Origin of the sequence: Paenibacillus ottowii (assembly GCF_006874425.1) — a bacterium.
GTDB classification, from domain to species: Bacteria; Bacillota; Bacilli; order Paenibacillales; family Paenibacillaceae; genus Paenibacillus; species Paenibacillus ottowii.
Map to the genome: position 1 here is coordinate 40524 of NZ_VIJZ01000011.1, position 23970 is coordinate 64493.

At 43.4% G+C, this 23970-nt stretch carries 22 protein-coding genes; 3 read left to right on the top strand and 19 right to left on the bottom strand.

The window, feature by feature from the left end; all coding sequences use genetic code 11:
* Window positions 1-5: 5 nt before the first annotated feature.
* The 4 genes from ppsA to FKV70_RS26970 all read right to left on the bottom strand — a co-directional run bounded on the left by ppsA (window position 6) and on the right by FKV70_RS26970 (window position 5564).
* Window positions 6-2624, bottom strand: coding sequence for a phosphoenolpyruvate synthase (ppsA, locus tag FKV70_RS21680; protein WP_142614373.1), 2619 nt, complete (start codon window positions 2622-2624; stop codon window positions 6-8).
* A gap of 360 nt (window positions 2625-2984) precedes the next feature.
* Window positions 2985-4220 (bottom strand): MFS transporter, encoded by a 1236-nt coding sequence (locus FKV70_RS21685; RefSeq protein WP_142614556.1) that lies wholly within the window; start codon window positions 4218-4220, stop codon window positions 2985-2987.
* Window positions 4221-4373: 153 nt separating this feature from the next.
* On the bottom strand, window positions 4374-4847 hold the full coding sequence (locus FKV70_RS21690) for a MarR family transcriptional regulator (RefSeq protein WP_142614375.1): 474 nt from the start codon (window positions 4845-4847) through the stop codon (window positions 4374-4376).
* A 123-nt stretch (window positions 4848-4970) separates the two neighbouring features.
* Window positions 4971-5564, bottom strand: coding sequence for a sugar O-acetyltransferase (locus tag FKV70_RS26970; protein WP_142614377.1), 594 nt, complete (start codon window positions 5562-5564; stop codon window positions 4971-4973).
* A gap of 138 nt (window positions 5565-5702) precedes the next feature.
* On the opposite strand from FKV70_RS26970, the gene FKV70_RS21700 reads away from it, so the two are divergent.
* Window positions 5703-6407 (top strand): helix-turn-helix domain-containing protein, encoded by a 705-nt coding sequence (locus FKV70_RS21700; RefSeq protein ID WP_142614379.1) that lies wholly within the window; start codon window positions 5703-5705, stop codon window positions 6405-6407.
* Window positions 6408-6494: 87 nt separating this feature from the next.
* On the opposite strand, the gene FKV70_RS21705 is transcribed toward FKV70_RS21700, so the two are convergent.
* The 13 genes from FKV70_RS21705 to FKV70_RS21760 form a co-directional block, all read right to left on the bottom strand.
* On the bottom strand, window positions 6495-8024 hold the full coding sequence (locus FKV70_RS21705) for a right-handed parallel beta-helix repeat-containing protein (RefSeq protein WP_142614381.1): 1530 nt from the start codon (window positions 8022-8024) through the stop codon (window positions 6495-6497).
* Window positions 8025-8245: 221 nt separating this feature from the next.
* Window positions 8246-8356: a DUF6254 family protein gene (locus tag FKV70_RS26745; RefSeq protein ID WP_014599788.1), complete on the bottom strand. Its 111-nt coding sequence runs from the start codon at window positions 8354-8356 to the stop codon at window positions 8246-8248.
* Window positions 8357-8477: 121 nt separating this feature from the next.
* Window positions 8478-9137 carry a nitroreductase family protein gene (locus tag FKV70_RS21710; RefSeq protein WP_142614383.1) on the bottom strand — a complete coding sequence of 220 codons (660 nt, stop codon included), beginning with the start codon at window positions 9135-9137 and terminating at the stop codon, window positions 8478-8480.
* A 270-nt stretch (window positions 9138-9407) separates the two neighbouring features.
* Complete coding sequence (locus FKV70_RS21715) at window positions 9408-9857, bottom strand: RrF2 family transcriptional regulator (RefSeq protein WP_063210434.1); 450 nt, start codon at window positions 9855-9857, stop codon at window positions 9408-9410.
* Between the two features lie 96 nt (window positions 9858-9953).
* Window positions 9954-11156: a macrolide family glycosyltransferase gene (locus FKV70_RS21720; protein ID WP_142614385.1), complete on the bottom strand. Its 1203-nt coding sequence runs from the start codon at window positions 11154-11156 to the stop codon at window positions 9954-9956.
* A 241-nt stretch (window positions 11157-11397) separates the two neighbouring features.
* Complete coding sequence (locus FKV70_RS21725) at window positions 11398-11748, bottom strand: cellulase family glycosylhydrolase (protein WP_063210438.1); 351 nt, start codon at window positions 11746-11748, stop codon at window positions 11398-11400.
* 278 nt (window positions 11749-12026) lie between these two features.
* Window positions 12027-13208, bottom strand: a complete 1182-nt coding sequence (locus FKV70_RS21730; protein WP_142614387.1) for a DUF4272 domain-containing protein — start codon at window positions 13206-13208, stop codon at window positions 12027-12029.
* Between the two features lie 58 nt (window positions 13209-13266).
* Window positions 13267-13638: a hypothetical protein gene (locus FKV70_RS21735; protein WP_142614389.1), complete on the bottom strand. Its 372-nt coding sequence runs from the start codon at window positions 13636-13638 to the stop codon at window positions 13267-13269.
* Between the two features lie 451 nt (window positions 13639-14089).
* The gene (locus tag FKV70_RS21740; RefSeq protein WP_063210444.1) at window positions 14090-15196 is read right to left on the bottom strand and encodes a Gfo/Idh/MocA family protein; all 1107 of its coding nucleotides are present in this window, start codon (window positions 15194-15196) and stop codon (window positions 14090-14092) included.
* Window positions 15197-15267: 71 nt separating this feature from the next.
* Window positions 15268-15996, bottom strand: coding sequence for a ThuA domain-containing protein (locus FKV70_RS21745; protein WP_064797130.1), 729 nt, complete (start codon window positions 15994-15996; stop codon window positions 15268-15270).
* 36 nt (window positions 15997-16032) lie between these two features.
* A complete protein-coding gene (locus FKV70_RS21750; RefSeq protein WP_142614391.1) occupies window positions 16033-17205 on the bottom strand; it encodes a Gfo/Idh/MocA family protein in 1173 nt (390 codons plus the stop codon).
* Window positions 17206-17258: 53 nt separating this feature from the next.
* The gene (locus FKV70_RS21755) at window positions 17259-18314 is read right to left on the bottom strand and encodes a LacI family DNA-binding transcriptional regulator (protein ID WP_142614393.1); all 1056 of its coding nucleotides are present in this window, start codon (window positions 18312-18314) and stop codon (window positions 17259-17261) included.
* A gap of 190 nt (window positions 18315-18504) precedes the next feature.
* Window positions 18505-19362: a GRP family sugar transporter gene (locus tag FKV70_RS21760; RefSeq protein ID WP_142614395.1), complete on the bottom strand. Its 858-nt coding sequence runs from the start codon at window positions 19360-19362 to the stop codon at window positions 18505-18507.
* A 465-nt stretch (window positions 19363-19827) separates the two neighbouring features.
* On the opposite strand from FKV70_RS21760, the gene FKV70_RS21765 reads away from it, so the two are divergent.
* A complete protein-coding gene (locus FKV70_RS21765) occupies window positions 19828-22062 on the top strand; it encodes an alpha-galactosidase (protein WP_142614397.1) in 2235 nt (744 codons plus the stop codon).
* A gap of 178 nt (window positions 22063-22240) precedes the next feature.
* Here the strand turns inward: FKV70_RS21765 and FKV70_RS26750 are convergent, their stop codons facing one another.
* Window positions 22241-22402, bottom strand: a complete 162-nt coding sequence (locus FKV70_RS26750) for an SDR family NAD(P)-dependent oxidoreductase (protein ID WP_244310811.1) — start codon at window positions 22400-22402, stop codon at window positions 22241-22243.
* Here FKV70_RS26750 and FKV70_RS26755 point away from each other — a divergent pair.
* The gene (locus FKV70_RS26755) at window positions 22328-22795 is read left to right on the top strand and encodes a hypothetical protein (RefSeq protein WP_244310812.1); all 468 of its coding nucleotides are present in this window, start codon (window positions 22328-22330) and stop codon (window positions 22793-22795) included. The two genes, FKV70_RS26750 and FKV70_RS26755, sit on opposite strands and share 75 nt — an antisense overlap.
* Before the next feature lie 179 nt (window positions 22796-22974).
* Here FKV70_RS26755 and FKV70_RS21780 read toward each other — a convergent pair whose 3' ends face one another.
* Complete coding sequence (locus FKV70_RS21780; protein WP_142614403.1) at window positions 22975-23970, bottom strand: Gfo/Idh/MocA family protein; 996 nt, start codon at window positions 23968-23970, stop codon at window positions 22975-22977.

A 23970-nucleotide genomic window follows, 5' to 3' on the forward strand; every position in this document is an offset into this window, starting at 1 on the left:
ATCCGTTACAGAATTTCGATATACCCTTCAGTACCATGCACGCGAATTCTTTGCCCATCTTTTATCAATTTGGTCGCATTTTCCACTCCCACAACGGCTGGCAAGCCATATTCACGTGCAATCACGGCTCCATGGGTCATTAGTCCGCCCACCTCCGTAACCAAGCCTTTTATGGATAAAAACAATGGAGTCCAGCTTGGGTCGGTAAAAGTGGTGACTAGTATATCGCCATCTTCCAGTTCAGCCCCTTCTATATTCAGGATCACACGGGCCCGCCCCTCTACAACGCTCGAAGAAACAGCAAGGCCTACAATAGCTTCACTGGGGATATTTTCTCGTTTGTACTGACCCGTAATGATTTCTCCATCAGACGTGATAACACGTGGTGGAGTTAGTTTTTCATATAATCTGTATTCATCTTTTCGTTTGTCAATGATCTGGTAATCCAGTTTATTTGTGCGTATGATTTCCTGCAATTCTTCAAAAGCAAGATAGTAAATATCTTCTTTTTCATGAAGAACGTTAGCTTGTACGAGTCGTTCCGCTTCTTTTAATAAAGCCTGCTTATAAATGAAGTAGCGACTGACAATGTCATATTTCGGATATTCACGATAACCGATGAAATTCCGGATCTGGTCGATAATTTGTTTTGTCTCTTTGGCTTTTTGTTCACCATCCGGTAATTGTTTCAATTGAGCTAATAAGTCCTGTTCTTTTTTCAAAGCTTCCTGTCGCCCTTGCTCAAATTTTCGTTTACTGGCGCCAGGCTCAAGGTTTTTGATGTTACTGAGGATCATAGGTACCAGAATACTTGGTTTTTCATTCCAGCGTGTTCTTGTAATATCGATCTCTCCGGCACATCGCATTCCATATTTGTCGAGATAAGCAGCAATAGCATCACGTACCTGCTGCCCACCTTCGAACTGAACCAGTTCATCCAAAAAGTTATCAATCTTCACCTGTTCTAAATACTCAATTATTTTCGGATAGGGACGAATCACATCTGCAACATCCAGTAGCTCCATACCCATTTCAGAAGTGATGTTGTTAGGTACAGATAGAGAAAGTGTGTCTGCTACGTTTTTTTCACCTAGCCATTCACTCATTTTTTCATTGATCCATGCTGAAGCATGGATGGCAGACATAATCACATTCAAATTTTTCAGATCTGACGCACGCTGCCTCCGTTGCTGCATATCTTCCAAGATGCAATCCAATACATCCAATCCTGATTTCGTTTGAATGTTAAGTTTTAATGCGGATAACGATGTCTCACTACTCTTAATCAATTCAGAAACAATTGCTGGATCATTTCCTGCTTCTGCCAGAATATCCGCAGACGACATACCCTTATGGCTTTTAACAGGCCCCTGTTCGCTTTTGTCATATGGGTCCAATTTTATAAAATCTCCCCGCTCTATAATGGTAATAAGCGCGTCTTTTATGAGCGGATCGGAGTGCCCTAAAACATCCAATAAATTTTGCCTTCCATCCGGTGAAGCCAGGCCCTTCGTAATATCTACAAACAGCCTTCCACCACCAGCTTTAAACATAGGAGCGGAACCTGTTAACCTCCAAACAGATATCCCCAGTGGTTTAATAGGATCCGTCATCATTTGCTGATGCCCAACAGATACGTACACGTGGTTCTCCTGGTCAGTTGCTTCAGGAATGGGATATAAAGTGGTGATAGGTCGGCTCTGGACAATATAAAATGTATCATCAGCCAAACACCATTCGATGTCTTGGGGACATCCGAAATGTTCTTCAATCTGTCTTCCAATACGCTCCAGTTGTAAAATTTGTTGATCCGTAAGGGTTTGCGTTTTTTGCTGATCAGGATTGAGCTGCTTGGTCTCTATTCCGCCTTCTTCTCGTCCATAAATAGCCATTTTTTTTGTTTCGATCCTCTTGCTGATGATTACCCCATCCTTTACTTGATAACAATCAGCAGATACCAAGCCGGAGACCAGCGCTTCTCCGAGTCCGAAACTAGCATCGATAGAGAGCACTTTTCGGTTGCCATTGATGGGATCAGCGGTAAATAAAATCCCTGAAGCCTGTGGGAACACCATCCTTTGAACGATAACAGATAAATAAACTTGGCTGTGATCAAATCCATTCTGCATTCGGTAAATTACCGCGCGTTCCGTAAATAAAGAAGCCCAACATTTGCGGATATGCTCCAAGACGGATTCTTTGCCGATTATATTTAAATAGGTATCTTGTTGACCGGCAAAAGAAGCATGCGGTAAATCCTCGGCCGTCGCACTAGAACGCACAGCATAAGCATAGTCATCGCCAAACTGGGAGAGATAGTGAGCAACTGCTTCTACAACATCGGAAGGAATGGTTACTTCCATAATGGCCTGTCGAATCTTTTGGCTGATTTCATCAACTTGTTTTCGATCTTCTACTTTAAGCGTAGTTAGACGATCCAACAAAGCATGAATCCTTTCGTTTTGTTCGATGGCTTTTTGATATCCCACTGTTGTAACACAGAACCCTTTCGGTACTTGTATTCCTTCCATTTTAGTTAATTGCCCTAAGTGCAGTCCTTTTCCACCAACAAGCAAAAGCTGGGTGTCATCCATTTCTTGAAAATCGAGAACTAGTGAATTCATTCAACATCTCTCCTAATCATTAATATAGAGAAAAAAGCGAACAATCATGATCATACCTAGTCACCGTCAAAGTAAGTCGCCGCATACTTCTTCTTAAAACCGCTTGAGGATGTACGCAGCTTGATCGCACCTTCCACCATCCTTTCTGTTATTTTTTGGGGATAAAAAAGCATTGACAAATCAAACTTCTAGATGTATTATAAAAATAGAGATAATAATATTTGAACGTTTATATGATTTGTCAATGGCGCTTCCGATTATATCATAGCGTTTATTCGTATTCAATTGTTTTATATAAAAAGATGATCCTTGAATTTACCAGGGTCATCTTTTTTTGCATTAGCCTCGAAACCTCCGCATTTACTTATTGACATGCGTACCTCTATACAGAACTAGTATTGCCGCTGCTATAAGGATCATCCCCATAAAGGCGGGCGCGGCATGACCAAGGGATACATAGATTTGTCCTCCCAGGATAGGCCCGATTATTCTTGCTAAAGCCTGAATAGATTGGCTGCCTCCTTGAATCCTTCCTTGTTCACTAGAATCGACAGATTTGGAGAGCATTCCATTGAATGAAGGCCCGAAGATCGAATCACCAAAACCAAATATAAACATTCCGGCGATAATCAAAGGATAGAATGAGAACAAAGCAGATAGCGCAATAAACCCGTAGCCTATAATCTCCGATATCATTCCGAGAATTGCTATCTGTGCATCACTTAGTTTTTTCAAAAGCTTGGGCATTATAAAACCTTGTGAGATGATATCTTGGAGGCCCAAAATTGAAAACATAAGTCCGATTAGTGTAGGTGCCCAATGGAAAGTATCTATTGTAAATTGTGAAAAAATAGCCTGTAAAGATCCGTTGGGTATCCAAATTAAGAACGCTGAGACAAGTAATCTCATTAAGTTTTTTATGGAAAGTACGTTTACAAGCTGTGTAAATGGATTTAGTCTTACCAAGGTGATCATTTTTAGTCTATTATTCTTGTCATGACTCTCAGACATAAAAAAGAATCCATAAACAACATTTAATAAAGTTATGATCGCGCCCAAATACATAGGTGCAGAATAACCAAACTTGGCAATCAACCCTCCTAGAGCAGGACCAACGGCGGAGCCTACACCTGCAACCGCACTTACCCACCCAAAGTATTTGGTGCGATGTTCTCTAGGAGTGATGTCTGCAAAATATGCAAACAGAGTGCTTATGCTCCCCCCTGCTATACCTTCTATTATACGTCCAACAAATAATACCCATAGAGCTCCGCCCATACCAAAAATGAAGTATCCAAGTGCAGAACCCAAAAGGCATATCAAGAGTAATGGACGACGGCCATATCTGTCGCTTAAAGCCCCAAGTCCGGGGGCCGCAAAAAACACACAGACTGCATAAACAGAGGTCAACAGTGTAACAAAAATGGCTTGATCTCCAGAATTACTTAAATAAGGCTGGACTAAAAATGGGACAACAGGTGTTATGATGCTGAAGCCTATTCCACAAAGAAACACAGACATCAGACCGAATACTAAAGCCTTCTTATCTATGGTCTGTTCCCTATTCTGTTCATTGTTTGATCCAAATTTGAACACTTGAGTTCTCTCCTCAAAAGATTTATTTTGCTTCCTCGGAAACAAAAACATCGTATCATTATTTTCCTTCCTTGGCAACAAAATAATAGCAATAAAAATGCAGCCCCTACTCATAGAGCCTGGCTGCTGTGGTTTAATTTTCAATATTTAAATTTATTCCGAATTCACATCTACACCCTGTTTCTTTATTTCTGTATCCAAATGTCTACTATACTTCTCTATGAAGCTAAGCATGCTGTCAAATTGCTCCTCGGTTACCTGCTCAAATATGGCTTTATCCCGCTCTTCAAACTCTTTGTGCAGCTCCTCATGGATTTTATAGGTTACTTTCCCTTGTTCAGTAAGCCTAAAATAGATTTCTTTCTTGTTTTCTGGCTTCTGGTAGCTTTCGATAAGGCCCTTTTTTATGAGCTTCTTCGTTATTTTGCTGATGGCGCCACTAGTCATATAAAGAGATTCCGCCAGTTTTGTCACGTTTGAATCTATATTTCTTTCAATATATTCGATGCAATGTACTTCAGAAGGCTTATAACCCTTAAGGCGGTCTTCCATCTTAAACTTATTGAGCCAAACCATCTTGTTGAATAAGTCTCTGAAACCCACTCTGACCTGTTCTTCTTTATTCACGGACTGTCCTCCTCCCACTTTAAAAATTATCGTTTCTATAATACTAAATAAGGGAGCACAACACGGTGTTGTGCCCTCTTATTTCACTGAACTCCCCCATGAAATGTCCTATGTAAGAGTCATTCATTTGGGTCTCCTCCACGGATTGTCAGAAAATCTAATGGGTCGAATGACTTTACATGGATTACCTGCAGCAATGAAATTGGGCGGGATATCTTTAGTAACTACACTCCCAGCTCCAATAATACTATTTTTGCCGATGGACACTCCTTGTGTAATTTTAACATCACCACCAAGCCACACATGATCTTCTAGGATTATAGGGGCGGAATAAACCCCTTTTTCTGCACGTTCATAAGGATCTTCAGCATGATTTGCTGCATATAGTCCTGCCCTAGGTCCAATATAGACCTCGTTACCAATTTTCACTTCATTACAATCGAGAATAATCATATCATGGTTGATATATACATTATTCCCGATAAAAATATTAAAACCAAACTCGCACCGGAAGTTGGACTCAATATATACATTCTCTCCGACTTCAGCAAATAAATCTTTTAAGATAGACATATCGTATTCATCGTTCGTATTTACTTTATGATTGTATTTCCGACTCATTGAAATCGCATGTGCTCTAAGTGCTGATATATCTTCAGCCGCATCATCATACATTTCCCCCGAATTAATAATTTGCTTTATTTTTTCAATATCCATAGGCCCTCCTGGTAATAGATTATTTTTTCAGTTCGTGTTTTTCTATTTTACAGATAAAATTATATCATCGAAGGATCTAGAAACAATGTACATTATCCTCTATTCATATAACTATATTATCAATTGAGGAGTTTTAGCATGCTCACACAAATCACACATCTAGATAATACGCTTTATGAATCTATTCAACATGGCCAAAATGATTTTCCCATTCAATTCTATGTTGATGAGCTATATAAATCGGAAAATAGGAGATTTCCGCTTCACTGGCATTTTGAACCAGAATTTTTTATAGCACGAGGTGGAGAACTAAAAGTTCAAATCGGTAATCATTTTATTAAATTAAATTCAGGCGACGGCATTTTTATTAGTAGCAATACTTTACATTCTTTTGAACAAATAAATGAAAACGATATATGTAAATGTCCCAATATCGTCTTTTCTGCGGAGATAATAGCACCATATACAAGCAGCATTTATCAAAAATATGTGAGGCCGCTCCTTACGAATTCTAATTTACCTTATTTTGTTTTGCATTCCGATATTCCTTGGCATAAAGAAATTTTAAATAAGCTTTTTGATGTTTTTGCCTCACCTATAGAATATTTACTAAAGCATCGTATTGAATCATCAAAACGCCTGTTATGCAGCACAACACGAAGCATCCAAGAAATTTGCTTAGAATGTGGTTTGAATTCCTCTAGTTATTTTATTAAAGTGTTCAAAAGAAATAGGGAATTACACCTAAAGAGTACAGAACGAATATTCAGCCTCCTTGCTGAGCTTTTCCCCATTGTAATTTCCCGCCTAGTTCTAGGTTCATTTTCGTTACTCCTTATTTAGATTTGGATAAAGTGTAGTTCCCTCAAACTGGTTATAAAAGACAAAGCCCTCAAATCTAGAGGGCTTTTGATATAAGCTAGTTTTGCTTCACTCATCTGCACCGATATTGACGGCCGTCCCTTTCACGCGGGGCTCGCCGTCGATATCCTCAGTTCCGATAATGGCGTTATCCGTTGATCCAGAATCGATCGCTGGTGAGGAAGATTGCAAATGGAAGTCGCCCTTCGTGGCATTCATGAATTTAGGATCGGAAAATAGAGAATGGGTGTCGTTACCTGTTCCTGATTTGTACGCGGAGAAGCCTACATATTCTTTATTTTTCCAGGTCCAATTGGCTTCCGAATTGCCGCTGGGTGCAAAATATAGATTATAATCCACAATATTGCCAGTGTTTTTGGTGTTTCCATTGTAGATCAACACATCAGTCGAGCTGGCTACAAAAATATTGTTCTTAATCACGTTGTTTCGCGTATTGTACTGAACCAAAAGCTGGCCGCTTCCGTCGTCAAATGTATCGTTCTTGTATACTGTATTGTTCACGATCTTGCAGTTAACTGTTGAGCCACGCTCATCATCGTATCCACCCATGGCAATGCCTGTTAACCGATTATTATATATCACATTACTGCGGACCGTAATGTTGCTGGTGGCTTTGCCAACATGCTCGGAGGCAATTTCAACGCCGATGTCGTTGTTATAGCTGTAATTCTGTTCAATAATGCTTTCCTTGCCCCCATCCACATAAATACCGCCGGCCGAGTTGTCACCGCTCTTATAGGATGGGTTGTTTCGAACAGAGTTATTATAAACCCGGTTGCTCTTCACCAGCCCGTTCCGCGCTTGATCGTAAGTCGTATTCGGCGCGGTTCCTTCAAAGCCGATCAGATCGATTCCAATGTTGTCGTTATCGTGAATGAGGTTGCTGGTCACTGTAAAACCATCCACATTACCGTTTAATACGACCGCTTCGCTGGAGCCGAGTACGAGATTGTATAGTTCGTTACCGTTAATTGTCAGGTTGTGAATCGATGCAGGAGCTTTAGTGCCATAAACAGCAATGCCGTGGGCATCCCGGCCCAGTCGGTCTTTGGCAGTTGGGGTGGCTGTGTTTTTGATGTCGTGGATTTTGTTATCAGACAGATTGATGAAGCCCCCTGCACCGTGGACGTAAATTCCTGTAGGCACTGCATTTTTAGAAGTAGTAGTAAAATTGCGGATTTCAAACCCCTGGATGGTGACATAATCAACGTCAGCCAATTCGATTAATCCTTCGTTCCCGCTGGCCGATAGTCCAGTCCCGTCGACAATGGCGGTTTCGTTGCCATAGCTTGCGAACACTATGGGGCCTTGCGATGCAGAGCCAGATCGGGTAATTTTCAGTTTCTCCTTGTATACTCCGCCGCGGACGTAGACCTTGCTGCCCGGAGGGACGGCGTCGGCCGCATGCTGAAGCGTTTTCCACGGCGCGTCGCTCGTTCCCGCGTTGGAATCGCTGCCACTCGTCGCCACATAATATTCGGTACCGGCCGCTGAAACGGCAGGAGGTTGCACATTACCGATTGCCAGGCCCAATCCCAAGCTTAAGCCTACAAGCAAAATTCTACTTAGTTTCTTCACGATTTTTCAACTCCATCCAAATTTTACTTTCATCAAATCTACGGTATCATCAATTTGCCTCTTCTTGCAAGCGAAGGCTGGTCTCCACCGATCGGCAAGTTATCGGTGCCTCCCCATGAAATAGCTATGTCGTCTCCCCGATAAAGCAGAGATTATTTCAACAAAAGAAGGACTGCCGATAAATGTCACCGGCAGCCCTTCTCTTCCAAGTAGTATACTCCTCAATCTTGTTCGCTGGATAATTCCTTAAGCGATTTGATTTTACCATGGGGATGCTGTTCTTGCTTTCGTGACTTCCATGCAGCTTCTTTCCTTCTCTTCTGGTGAGCCATAACAGATATCCTCCTTTGGAAATTGTGAATGTATACTACTTCCTTAAGTTGTCATTTCTTGCCTCTGTTCATTCATAGAATTAAATTCGTTACATTTTGTATATACTTTTGAACTAAAATTTTAATTAACAGGCATCTCGTTAAAGAATGTGATGTCGTCGATCGGTAGCCGAGTTGTCTGATGACCTGGTTGTGCCGCTTTGCCAAGTGCAATCAGCATAATTGGAATGTATCGGTCTCCGATGCCGAACGCTTGCTTAAGCTCGGCCGCATTATAGCCGCCCATTGCGACAGTATCGTAGCCGTGAGCACGTGCAACCAGCATGAGCTGCTGGGATACAATACCACCATCGATATGAATGATTTTGTGAAGGCTTTCCTCCGGCAATGAAGCATACGTATGAATTGATCTTTCCACGAACGATTTAGCGGTATCTTCCGCTATATAGCCGTACTTTACTGCTTCGCCGAAAACTTCATCAAGCTTCTTATATCCTTCCGTATCACCAAGCACAACGATCACTGCAGCAGCCTCAGTAACCTGGGATTGATTGTAGGCGATGGGCTGCAGTTTTGCTTTCAATTCCTCCGTCTCAATTACCAAGAAGCGCCACGGTTGAACATTACTCGAAGAAGGCGCAAGCGTCGCTTCTTTCAGCAGCTCCTTAATTTCCTCGTGAGACAAACGAATCGATTTGTCATAATGACGCACAGAGCGACGCTCGCGGATGACATCGGCAAACAAGGCGGAGTTCTGCACAGCTTGAGTTGAGGTTAACATTATGAATCCTCCTTTGAGTAGATACTGTTTTTTATTCAGCACAGTTAAATTCAGGCTAAGCGATTAGTCAAGGCTTGAATTCTGCTAAAACGAAGTGCCATGAAAAATCCCGAAAATTTTTCCGCTTTTGCGCACAGATATAACTGTGTTTATTATGACACAGTATAACCTAAAAATTAACGCTTTGCGCGGCTTGCATTTAACTGTTGTTTATATTGCACAGTATAAAATCTAAGCAAGCCGCTGTCAACCTTCTTTTTCCAGATTCATCTAAAGCTTTGCTTCCAGTTGTTCGGCGAGATCAGCAATCGTGTACTTGCTTAATACTCCGCGTATGCTGTCATCCATTTCTTGGGTAATATCCTCAAGCGTAGATTTCATACATTTACCGAGTGGATGCGTGCCAGCTGTCTCGATAATACCAAAGGAAAACCTGCTGCCTGAACGAAATACATCGTACACATCAACCAGTCGTATAGACTCTGCAGGTTTTCTAAGGTGGTACCCGCCGTCACGTCCTTCCCGGGTTCCGATAAATCCTTCCTTGGCGAGAACGGAAAGTATACGGCGCAGCAGAGAAGGCTCCGACTGAAGATATTTGGCGAGTTCAATACTTGGACAAGCTATGCTTTTGTCCTCCTGCGACAAAATAACAAGCGCTTGAATAGCAAGTCCAAACCATTTTGGGTGCTGAGTCGGTGTACAATACTCCTGCTTCAACCTTTACTCTCTCCTTCCAGCTTACACTTAGCTAGTATGAGTAAATTGTACCTAATTCCCTAATATGCTGCAATAGACGAGCTTACATTTATATATTTAGATATGATATTGGCTTTTAAATGTGAAAATCTCATCAACAGCTTGGTGATACCCACCTGTTTTTCGAAAGGATTCTCTAATATGTGCAACAGCTTTTTTGAAAGATGGGCGGCTTAACACATGCTCTGCGGCTTCACGTAATTGATGTGCAGTCAAGCTTTCCATTTGCAACTTAATGCCTGCTCCCACATCGGCGACTCGCCCCGCAATAACCGGCTGATCCGCGCTTTGCGGGATGACGATCAGCGGAACTCCGTAATAGAGCCCTTCATGGGTACTATTCATTCCACCATGGGTAATAAATAATTTAGTGTATTGCAGAATATCCGTTTGTGGGACCTCATTTTTTACAATGAAGTTTTCAGGAACTTCTCCTAAATCGGAAATTTGAGTTCTCTTTCCGATCGACATAACAATCGTATGATCCGTGTTCCCAAATGCCTCAAAACAAAGCTTATAGAAGTCAACTGCTTGGTTAAAGACTGTACCCAGCGAAATGTAAATTGGGTTGTTCCCCTTGATTGCAGTAAAATCGAAGTTTTCTTGTGTTAAGCGTGAAGAGATGGATGGACCTACAAATTTATAAGTTTGGTCGAATGCTTCTCCATAAGGTTGAAACTCCCTTGTTGTATATACGATTGTAAGTGGTGCAGGATTACAAAACACTTCGTAAGGTGAATGGATCTCCACGCCATATTTATTCTTCACCATCGCCGTCAGGTTTTGAAATTTTTCGTTTATAGGTTTAACTATATCTGTAGGGACATGATTGGAGAATTGTTCCATAATATGATTAAATGATTCCTTTGTCTGGGCAAAAGAAGTACAAGAGTTGATTGCAGGAAGCTTAAGAATTTGAGCAAGCAAACGTCCACAACCAAACATGGAATCATGGATGATGTAATCAAAATGCTCTCCTTTGATCTGTTCGAGAACGCTCGGAATGACGATATCTGCTGTAAGTAAAAGACCGTTGATTCTTTCCAGCAAATAATCTCTTCCACCTGAGATAAAAGCTTTTATAAATTTTTGATCGTCAAATGTTCGTACTGAAGCCCCCGTTCTCTCCATACGTTCCCTAAAAGCTTCAATAGAAAAGTACACTACCTCTTCTCCACGCGAAATAAGCTCTTGCACAACTCCAATGGTTGGATTGATATGTCCCTCTGATCCACCATTAATAAATAAAACACGCGCCATTTCTTCCACTCCTTAATTCATTTTATTCAGTAAAATTAACCGCTTCTGATTCTAATATGTTCTGTTAAGTCCAGGTGCTTAGGATGCTCCTTCTCTAATGAACATTGTAGCTGCTTTCTCAACTTAGTATACTTTTAGTCGTCTCCATAACAAACAAAGCCGCCTATTTTAGCGGCTCTGTTTACAGCAAAAGAAGCTTGTTTTCATACTGGACATCGTTGACTACGTTTAATACTCACGGTTACTGGATGACTGCTTGTTGAACTGAACCGCCAAAAACTGTGCTTAATCTCGATGTAGCCCTAATACCATTGGGACCCTCGATGATAATACGACCTTGTTCCGTAAAGCTTGATCCTTGCCAGTCAGTGGCCATATCCAGATAATCGAGACCCGGACTGTTTCCTTTCCAAGACCATGCTAGATAACCTACACCTTTTTGTTCAGCGTAACTCATAATGGTAGCCTCATCCACATCGCCACTCGTATGTTTGATACCGAATTCTCCAATCACTAGAGCCAGGTTTTTATTCAGTACATGATCCATATTGCTTTTTACAGTGGCGGCATTCCCTCCGGCATATTCGTACATAATAGATTTTCTGCATCGTTTCCAGCTATGAAAATTTATCAAAGCGACCTAAGGCATATATATTTTTGTTTTTCAGTACTATTCCTTGATGAGTAAAAAGTTTTAAAATCTGTTTTCCTAACTCCATGGCATGGGTCCTAAAAATACAAAACAAGACACCTTTCTGCTATCAGTTGTCTTGTCTAACTTTGTTTTATTTATGTAGCTGTCGATTAAACTCGTCAAACAAACAATCCTCTACTTATTCGGTAGAGGATTGTTGCTATTCAGGCTTCCTATTATGTATCTGTGCGCACATCATCCCACTCCTGTCCCATGTAACTAGTAAGCCATTTTAGCACACGATGACGTTCATACACTACACCATCATCCAGATTTCCAGGGGCGGGCTGTTTATGAATACGGCTATCCACACACAACCAGTCATAACGCCAAATTAAATCGGCTTCATCTAAAATTTCCTTGCTGCTGCGCAGCCTTGAGCTTGACAGAAAATCCTCAAACGAGTCAAATTGCTGCAGCTTTGAAACAGACAAGGGCACGTCGCAAATCCCAGTTGGGTCACCTAGCTGATCAAGATGGCCCAAAGCCCATAACAGAACCCAAAAGCCTTCATAACGCCAAGAGAACTGGATACCTTCCGACTCATCGACGTAATCATTGAATAGGAACCTTTTTTCTTCTGGTGAAAAGAAACGGTCCGCGCCATACTGATCAGTCACTTGATTTATTATCCGTTTCGTGTCTTCCATGCTTTCACCCGCACCGATACACTCACCTTTCAGTGCCACAATACATAAAGCAACGGCTCGACCAGCCACTTCCTTAAGAGAACGGATGCTGTCTGCGGCTTCATCTCCTAGCCTGCCTGGGATCGGCGGCATTTGCGTAAAGCCTTGATCGACCAATTTCTTTTCCGACTGCAGCTTTCGCTTCATCCCGGATTCGCTAATTCGGTCCTCTCCATGCAAATAACTGACATGAGCAGTAACTGTATAATCTTCCACTTCCGAACGTCCATTAACATCTAATAACAGACTTCCGTCAGGTGCAAGCAAATTACCGCCACCCCAGAACATTAGCCCATCCAGCGAATTTATGAAATCAAGCAATTCGGCAAAAAAGGCTTTGGATATATCCTCCTCGGTCTCCACACCAATCACCATATTCAGCGTACTTATCTTGATCAGCAGCTTTTGCTGCAGCTGTTTGTTCTCAGCAGGAATCTGACTGAAAAAATTTATCATTCCGTTAAGCATGGAGGCAAACTCCTCCGGATTCGTTTTGCTGGTCATTATATTAAACCCTTTGACTTTCTTATTAAACCAGCCCTTGCCTTTGACCTCAAACCTAGTTTTGCTTTCATTCACGTGTATCTGATTATTGGGATAAATCGAATTTAATAATTTCTCAACCTGATCCAGATCGAAGGTTGAGCTATAAAGTGCACAATTTCTCATGGTGACCTCCTTATGACCACACTACGAATAGTCCATGTTTGTTACTTGCTCGGTTCAATTAACTCTGCAAAAGCCGATGCAGCAATGCCTCTCCCTCATTCTCAAACTTTCGCTGCGCATTCAGGAATTCAGGAACCTCTTGCAGCCGGGAAGGTCTGTACCCAGGACCGCCACAACCGCAGGAATGGTATGTATATCCATTTTGGTACAGAAGCTCTATCTTTTCCCACTGCTTGATATCCGTTTGCTTCGGGGCTTGAAAATCATGCCCCATGTCATGCATAGGCGCCTGGCATTGCGGACAGACATGGACAATCCCATCATATTTTCCCTTTGGAATCTCAAAACGGGATGTTTGTTTATATACCTTCCTACATACAAAGCAGGCAAAGATATCTTTGTATGGGCCATACATTGCGTATCTACACATATTTTCACCCTCTTTAAAAATTATAATTGCGATATTATTCTTTGCTCACATATTAGCAATCTATCAATCTATTATTTTTGAACAATCAAAAATACATTCACAGCGCCGCAGTATTAAGAGTACATAGATGTCTAGCGGGTGTTTCTTTTATATTAGAGCGACATCATAAAAATAATCAAGTTAAACAGTCCTTTCTAGCGCATTCCTCGTGATGATGCTGCTATTTTTTTATAGCATTAAGATCTTTTCGAGGGATACAATTATGTAGCATGTTGTTCTTAACAGTTAACTAAGAAGACTCCAAAGCCGCAGTCAAAGCGGAACTGGAGCCTTCTTTTTAACAGCACTGAAACATCTAGAGCAGAATAGGCAAATCCCAGGCCTGCTATTGGGGCAATCCTCAGTCTTGTAATTTTATATGCTGCGAATACAGCTTCAGGCTGGTACTCGTTTACACATCTAATGTATATAAGGGTAGATTTCCCGGTAAGGCCGCCGGGCGCTGACATGTACTCTGCATCTGATAAAAGGTCTGTTGATCGGAAGAATCATGAAATGCCCACATCGCTTCCAGCACATGGTAGGCCAGTTCCCCGCTGGCGCGGTGGGGGCGTCCATTCCGGATTGCATAGGCCATATCAGCAACACCGATACCTCGTGTATTCTCCTGGTAACCTGGCAGCAGCGGGACCTCGGTCCAATTTTGCTCACCTACCAGCCTAAAGCGAACTGGCCCTCCGAATGTGTTCGGGTCAGGTACCTGCAACGTGCCATGCGTACCATATACCTCGATCGGTGGCAGAGTACTTCCACCAAAGATGTCAAAGCTGGTAATCAGCGTACCAACAGCTCCCTGCTTGAAACGCAACAATCCAGCCACATGGGTCGGAATATCGACTGAGATGGTCTGGCCTCTCTTTTTCTCGCTCGTAATTGTTCTCTGATCCATCGCTTTGCTGGTCATGCCCGAAATGGCGGCAATCGGTCCCAGCAATTGCACCAGAGCCGTCAAATAATAAGGTCCCATATCAAACATCGGACCACCACCAGCTGCATAATAAAATTCAGGATCAGGATGCCAATGTTCGTGTCCACGAATCATCATAAAAGCCGTAGCAGCTACCGGATTCCCAATGACTCCGTCTTCAATCAGTTTTAATGATGTCTGTATACCGGAACCAAAGAAGGTCTCCGGTGCGCAGCCGACAAGCAGTCCTTTTTGTTGAGCAAGATCCAAGACTGCCTGGCCCTGCTCTCGGGTGACAGCAAGTGGCTTCTCCACATAGACATGCTTGCCAGCCTCAAGTGCTCTTAGACACACATCAGCGTGAACGCCCGGGATGGTCAAATTAATGATGAGTTCGATCTGCGGATCAGCCAAAATCTCATCTACCGTATATACGTTTGGAACGTTGAACGTTTTCGCCTGCTCCTCTGCCCGACCTTGGTCCAGATCCGCTACTGCGAACAGCTCCAGAATGTCGAAACGATGGCAATTTTCCATGTAAATTCCGCTAATTTTACCGCAACCGATGATACCCACTTTCATTTTTTTCATGCCTGAACTCCCTTCTCCTTCAGAAAAAATGGATAATGGCATTCTTTTATTGCATCGGATATCCTTTCACGCTACTGCTGCTGGCTGTCTGCCATCCCCGTATATGCCTCTGTCAGGGAGCTATCACGGTTGACCGCCGCCTGTTTGCCAGCTGCAGTCCACAGGAACCCGCTACGCATCATCTCGGTCACTTGGGGTATATCTATGATATCTGCGTGATGACCTAGCGAATTGTAGAACACGCGTCCGTTCCCCCATCGTTTTGTCCATACAACAGGCATATCCACTGGTCCATTGGCTGAATGAGGTCCCGGAACGACTGGGAAGCGTGTGGTTGCCAGCACCTCAACCGCAGGGTCTACATGGAGGTAGTACTGCTCGCTTTTGACTTGAAAATCCTCAATGTGGTCCAGCAACGGGCTGGAGCCTCGCTTAATGTTCACCCTATATTCCACCCCGTCATTGCCGGGATGTGCAACCCATTGCCCGCCTGTCATGAATTGCCAGTCTACGTTGTTCCGAAAGGCATCGCACATGCCACCGTGGCAGCCTGCCAGACCTACGCCGCTTTGAACTGCTGCTGATACATGATTGACTAATTCCTGCTCAATCTGGCCCATAGTCCACATGGGAACGATCAGGTCGAGGCCAAGCAGTTTCTCCGCATCCTGGTAGGCGTCAAGGCTATTAGATACCTCTACCTCGAACTGTTCTTCCTTTAAAATACGTTCAAAAATAGCTGACACCTGCTCCGGCTCATGTCCGTCCCATCCACCCCATACAATCAGTGCCTTGCGCATCTGTAATCCACTCACCTTTCGGAATGTGTTGTTAACCTACATTTCTTCAATGGATACCCAACGGCGTTCCTTTATAGATCGTTCTACTGCTTCAAGCACGGCCTGGCAAGCGACCCCGTCATGAAAGTTTGGTGAAGGTTGCCGTCCTTCGGAGATAGCACTCAACATCTCTAGCATCTCGTGGGTGAAGGTATGCTCGAATCCAATTGTATGTCCTGCAGGCCACCAGGCTTCGGAATACTTGTGTGCCGGATCGGTGGCGAGCACGCGGCGGAAGCCTTGAACACCTTCCTCATCCTGTGTGAAATACACTTCCAGCTCATTCATTCGCTCAAAGTCAAACCGTACACTGCCCAGACTACCGTTGATTTCGAATGAATTTGTGCTCCGATGTCCAGCAGCAAAGCGTGTAGCTTCAAAGCTGCCCAGCGCACCTCCGGCAAAACGTGCTAGAAATAACGTGGCATCATCGACCGTTACTTCTCCCATCGGTGCATTGGCCTCGGCACTCCTTTTGGAGCTCAATCCGCTCATCTCCAAAGCCAGCGGGCGCTGTTTGATGAACGTCTCGCTCATGCCGATGACTTCGTGAAATTCGCCAACCAGGAACCGAGCGAGATCAATCAAATGGGCCCCAAGATCGCCATGAGAGCCAGAACCGGCCACTTCTTTTTGCAACCGCCATACCAGCGGGAAGGATGGGTCCATGATCCAATCCTGAAGGAAAAAGGCACGAAAATGATAAATCTTGCCTAGGCGGCCGCTTCCGACTAGCTGTTTCGCCAGTTGGACAGCCGGAGAAAAGCGATAATTGAAGCCAATCATATGACTGACCCCTGCTTTCTCTGCTGCCTCCAGCATGTCACGGGAATCTGCCAGGGAAAGCGCAAGCGGCTTCTCACAAAACAGATGCTTGCCATGGAGGGCAGCTTCCATGACAATTTCCTTATGGGCATTACTCGGGGCGTTAATGTCAATAAGATCAATATCGTTACGTTTCACTAGATCACGCCAATTCGTAACACTCTCGCTCCAGCCGAACTGGTGAGCAGCTGCTTGAACCCCCTGCTCGTTACGTCCACAGATGACGGACATCTCTGGCTGCAGCGGGGCGTCTGGGAAGAACATGGGTAGACTACGATAAGCGTTGCTGTGAGCCTTGCCCATAAATTTGTAGCCAACCATTCCAATACGAAGACGCTTAGACATGTCGTGATCCTCCTTATGGGTATGAGTTTCAACGAATTTATTGATGTATGCTGTTATTGACGAATGGATGACGCCCTAACAATTAGCGCTGTGGACAGGAGTTCTCTGATCGGATCGCTCCCCGTCAGTTCCAATGCCGGAATAAGATCCTGAGAACCTGGTATAAGCTTCGAGGCTGCAAGCTCCCCCATCTCATAAAAAGGTACGCGGACACTGCTTAGCGGCGGAACAGCCATCTCAGCTGCATCCGAATCGTCATAGCCCACAAACGCTGGGAATTGCTCAACTGCCAGCCCGCGTTCACGGAGACCTTGCATTACACCGAGGGCCATCCGGTCGTTCGCTGCAAATACGGCATCAATATTATCTAATTTATCTAGAATTGTAGCCGACGCTTCGAGCCCGCTTCGGCGACTGTAGTTCCCTTCCAGAACCAACTCGTGGTCATATTCAATATCAGCCTCCTGAAGCGCGATGAGATAACCCTTCAATCGCTCAGTACTGTTGGAATAGATATCCGGACCGTTGAGAAAGGCTATCCGCTTGCATCCCTGCTCAATGAGGTGACTTACAGCCACCCGGCTTCCTTCTACATGGTCTGCATCCACTTCACAGAACGACTGTCCTTCAAAATGGTGATTCATGACACAGAACGGCCGCCCCTCTTCCTGAAGTTTCCTCAGAGCCTCCACCTCATCGTGGTCATCTTTTGCTCCAAGAATGATACAACTGTCGACCCTTTGCTGGCGGAAAAGACTGCTGTAGTCTATCCGTTCCCCTGGCTTTCGGAACAATAATAGCAGATCAAGCCCGCTGTCTCTGGCCTTGTTGCCGATGCCGCTCAGCATCTCGGAGAAAAAATAGGCAGAGAACAGGTGCGCCTTCGGGACATAAGGCATAACCACACCAAGATGGCCGCTTTTGCTTCGGGCAAAGTTGCGGGCCAATGCACTGGGAACATATCCAAGTTGATTGGCAACGTCCAGGACCCTTTTTCGCGTATCTTCCTTGATCGGACCGGTCGCGTTCAATACCCGAGACACCGTCGCTTCGGACACGCCAGCGAGTTCTGCTACTTCCTTGCGCGAAACGATATCGCTCACCTCCAATCATTTTATGTACGCGCGTACATTTTCTCATGCAACCCTACCTCTGTCAATCCCGGAAAAGCGTGTTACATTGAAGTTTAAGCTCTTTTTTTCTAGGTATTACGCTAAAGCTATAACACTTCAATAAAACAGCGACAGTCTTAAGACATTATTTTATCGTCCATAACTGCCACCGTTTTCGAATTCTCCTCTAAGGCCTGAGCAAGCTGATTATTCCTACTCCTATCATCAGCACTGTAATTCCCACAAGTATAGCTATCCACCCCTGAGGACTTTTCTTTTCCTTAACTATTAAAATGCTACCGATACAAGCAATCGCAATACTTGCTTGAGAGATCGGAAAACTAGCCGCCGTGCTGATCAGACCGTTGGAAATAAGCAGTGCTAGATTGGCAATGCTCCAGACCAATCCTGTAGACAAATTGCGAAGCACTGGAGAGATTCGCTGCCGATGCTTGCCTTTCACATTTATAACCAGTGCCGTGCATATCATCCCGAGCGATTGCGGTAGAATGACGGACAGTCCAGTGGTATGAAAGTACTGATTAATGAATACATAACTACTTAACGCTAACCCAGAGCAAACCAGCATCAAGATAATGGGTACTGAAATGGGCTTAGATAGCCCAGCAGACTTGGCCTGATAGCTGGTTAATAGAACTCCCGCCAATATACATAGAAGAGAACCAACACCCTTCACATATTGATATCCTGTTATCCATTCACCCAAGATCAGTGTGGCAAATAGCGTCGTCCCTATCAACTGTAGACTGCAAATGACAGGAATGGTGATGGATACGTCCACTTTTTGAAAATAATAAAAATGGAGCAATTGTCCAGTGGTCCAGAAAATACCGAATATAAAACTTACCACAAAAGGAACCAGTGCTATTGAGGCTGGGTGAATGATATACAAGCCCAGGGAAATCAAAACAGCACCAATAACGGTACCTGTCAGTTGTTCCCAGGGACTGGCTTTAGTCATATGCGCCAAAATCGGCATGACTCCCCAACCGATGGCTGGAATAAAAGCAATTATAAAATCCACGCACGGTTTCTCCTCCCGTAAAGGTAGTCTTTTTACATTCGTTAAAAATACCATGCAGGAAAAAAACAACAATTTTACAATAGCAAAAAAAACGCTTTCATATACTGAGATTAACACAGATTAATATAGTAAAATCAAAGAAAATGACCCCTATATCCGCTGGGAGATGTACACATCATATTTTTAAAGCTTCGTTAAAAAGAAGAGCTTTCTTCCAATCACAACCTTCCCGTACTTTCCCCAATATAAAATCTATGTTTGTTAATTGATCAGTATAGTATAAGTCAAGAATGATAAATATCTAGAAAAAAGATAGAATCTAACTAAAACTTTTTTAAAAGGTTTCTTTGTTTTCCCCATATTTCACTTAAAAAAAGTAATGTATTTTCTATCACTGGCTTTGTTATGCTGAGTTCAATAATAACGCTTTCAACAGGGTTTTATATTTTGAAAGGGGCTATGTACATGGCTAGTATACAAGTTAACCCAAAAGAACGTACATTTCACTTAACGAACAAATATTGCAGTTATCTTTTCCGTGTCATGGAGAACGGACAATTGGAGCATTTATATTATGGCAAAAAAATAGAGTACCTTGGTCAATATGACCGTTTTATTGAACGAAGCTACCGCTCCGTGTCTGTCGGTGAGTTTGACGGCGACTTGGTCACATCATTGGAAAGCATTAAGCAGGAGTTTCCTTCTTCAGGAAGTGGAGATTTTAGAGAACCAGCCGTTGAGATCATACAGGAGGACGGTTCTCATGTAATGGAGTTCATCTTTGACCGTTATGAAGTCATCACAGGGAAACCTAAAATCCCCCATCTCCCTGCTACGTTTTGTAAGGAAGCAGATGAAGCAGAGACACTCCTGATCACGCTGACCGATTCCCTTACAGGAGCGGTTGCCGTGCTTGCTTACATCATCTTTAGCGAACTTCCTGTAATCACGAGATCCGTATCCATCACGAATTCCGGAAATAGTATTCTGAAAGTCAACCGTCTCATGAGCATGAGCCTTGATCTTCCAGACTCTGAATATGAGATTATTCATTTGTCTGGGGCATGGGGCAGGGAACGACATGTAGAACGTACACCACTCAGACCAGGCGTTCAGTCCATTGGGAGCACACGGGGAATTAGTAGCCATATTCATAATCCATTCCTTGCGCTTGCCAAACGAGGGTCTCAGGAACACCATGGAGAAGTTTATGCAGTTAATCTCGTCTACAGTGGGAACTTTCTTGCCCAGGCAGAAGTGGACAGCTATTCAACGACTCGACTGTGCCTCGGTATTCATCCTGAAAAATTTTGCTGGACTCTGAAGCCTGGAGAATGTTTTTATTCGCCTGAAGCAGTTATGGTCTATTCACAGAGCGGTTTGAACGGCATGAGCCAGGCATTCCATCGCCTGTACAATAAACACTTAATTCGTAGTAGCTGGGCCGACCGAGAAAGACCTGTATTGATCAATAACTGGGAGGGAACCTACTTTGATTTTACCGAGCAGAAAATAGTGGATATGGCTAAAAAAGCAAGTGAACTAGGGATTGAACTCTTTGTCTTAGATGACGGTTGGTTCGGCCAAAGAAATAATGATACCACCTCGCTCGGTGACTGGTTTGAAAACCGCGAAAAGCTACCGAACGGAATCTCGAATTTGGCAAAGAAAATCAATGAGCTCGGTATGAAATTCGGCCTTTGGTTCGAACCGGAAATGGTTAACTCCGATTCTCATATTATGAAACAACATCCGGACTGGGTTGTGGGAACACCCGGTCGCAAGCGCAAGCATGGACGACATCAGTTTGTTCTTGATTATTCCCAGCCACCTGTTGTGGATTACCTGTTCAAGCTAATGGATGACGTGCTCTCCTCTGCTCGAATCGAATACGTAAAATGGGATATGAATCGCTGCATTTCAGAAGCTTATTCATTATCTTTAGGTAAGGACAGACAGGGCGAGTTTTTCCACCGTTATGTCTTAGGCGTGTATGCTTTGTATGAGAAGCTGATTACCAAACACCCTGATATTTTGTTTGAGTCCTGTGCTTCCGGTGGGGGACGGTTTGACCCAGGAATGCTTTATTATGCTCCGCAAACATGGACGAGCGACGATAGCGAAGCTATTGAACGTCTCAAGATTCAGTATGGCACTTCCATGGCCTATCCGCTTAGCAGTATGGGTGCTCATGTGTCAACCATTCCGAACCACCAGGTAGGCAGAACCGCACCGCTGCAAACCAGATCAAATGTCGCCTACTTCGGTGTATTCGGTTATGAACTTGACCCATTGGCTTTGACCGAGGAAGAATGCGGTATTATCAAAAAGCAGATACAAGTATATAAACGCCACCGTCGATTAATTACCCAGGGAACGTTTTACCGTCTGCAGAGTCCTTTTGAAAAAAATGAGACAGCTTGGATGACCATTGATGCAGAGCGTGAGCATGCTCTCGTCGGCTGGTACCAGGTGCTGTCGCGTCCCAATGCGGCTTATGAACGGTTAAAGCTTATCGGACTGGACGAAATGGCAGTATATTTCGTGGAAGAACTGGGTCAACGTTTTACAGGCAGCGAGTTAATGAACATCGGACTTATACTCACTCCCCCTTGTAAGGCCGACCTGGATTTTAATATTGCGGAGAAATACGATTTCTCATCTCAATTATTTACTTTAACCAAGGAGACTTCCTCATGATTGAGATATAAGTTTCAATAGGGGATAGACTTTAGTTAGAACGCTATGATTGGTGTTATTGATCTTAAATACGTCATACTGGGTAAAATCATTTTCGTATAAATTCGATGATTTTACCTGGTATGACTCTCTGAAAATAAAGTATCCCATCAATTCAATCTCCACAGCTAAGAAAGAATTAGATCATAGGCCTGTTCTTCTCTCCAACTCCTCTGCTGACTGCATGCCTAATCGCGCAATATACAGTGCTGTCTGGGTAGACATTATGTCCAGTAATAGAAGACAACTTAATGATGTGTCCCGATTTCTGTTCTCGCATCACAGGCAAATCAGCCGAAATTCCATACAAAATCCCTCTGCTGTTCATATCAATCATCATATTCCATTCATCCATTTTCTCTCGCCCAACTATTCGAATCAGACCATTGAGATCTCTAATCTCAAATCGCATTTGCCTAGGTTCAAGCGTGTACTACATTCGCATGATGACCCCCATGTCTGGTGGGCAGGATTTAGCGACAACGGCAGTGGTCATAATTGGACCAATGTGTTGGATGGGGAAGTAACTTACGATCCGACCGGGGCGGTGGAAGTCAGCGGACAATGGTATGATGTACCCCGTGGAACGAACAGGGACAGCGGTATCTTGGGCTTTTCTATACGACTTGGTGATCTCGTCAAAACATACCAAAGCAGTGGATTTGGCGCGAATATTTTGAGAAAAATATCATAGTATGAACGAAAAACCTCTCCCACCGGTCGAGATGGCTGAGCAAATCAGCATGCTTTTGGACCGGAAATGGTGATTCCGGCGCTCCAAAATAGAGTAGCAGACTTATCTATCTGCTACTCTCACATTCATGAGTCAAAAGCAGCTTAAGCGGGTTGCTTCCTCAATTTCAGCTAAAAGTATTAAAGGTCGTGTCTATCAGGACCAAATACGAGATTCGCCGACTTTTTGGCCTCCTCAATGACCTTCATAACCTTTTCGCTGTGCTCAAGCATATCCGAGACTTTTTCTAAATCATTTTCTCGGATGATGCGGTCGAATTCAACAAATTCGTCATACATACGGTGCGGATGATCTTTCAGGTCCACCCGGATGGGTGTTTCCTTAGTAGGCGTGTATTCAAAATTGTCGCATACATTAGCTGAACTCGCCATATGGATATAGCCCTTATTGCCTTGAATGTTCACAGCATTAGGTGCCGTACTATCTTTTGAACCTATGCAAATACACTTGAAATCGCCGTAATCCAGCAGCAATATACCTGAGGTGTCAATGCCACGCTCCATGTTCGCCCAATACTCCACCTTCTTAGGGCTCCCAAAGAAACCAACAACAAAATGAATGTTGTATAAATTGATATCCATCAAGGCTCCCCCAGACATTTCCGGATTAAATGCAGGCTGGATTATCCCCTCTTTGAAAGCCTCATACCGGGAAGAATATTGAGAATAGTTGCATTCCACGATTTTAATCTCGCCAAGTTTAGGTAGATACTCCTTCATGGACAAATAATTTTTCAAATATTGATTCGTAATGGCTTCCACCAATATCAATTTTCTTTGCTGAGCAATTTCTTTTAGCTCTAGAAATTCATGCACATTGGATGTAAATGGCTTCTCACATATGACATGTTTACCACTCAATAAAGCTTCTTTGGCGTATGAATAATGAAGATGATTAGGCAACCCAATGTAAACAGTGTCCACGTCATTATTCATTAGCATTTTGCTGTAATCCGAATAAATCTGAGAGATTCCATATCTATGTTGCCAATCCAATAACTTCTCTTCATGATTAGGTCTAGAACAAATGGCCTTTAATAAAATAGTCGGGATTTCCTGAATAAAGCTCAATAGATCCCCTACGATTATTCCTGCTCCGACAATTCCCAATTTCAT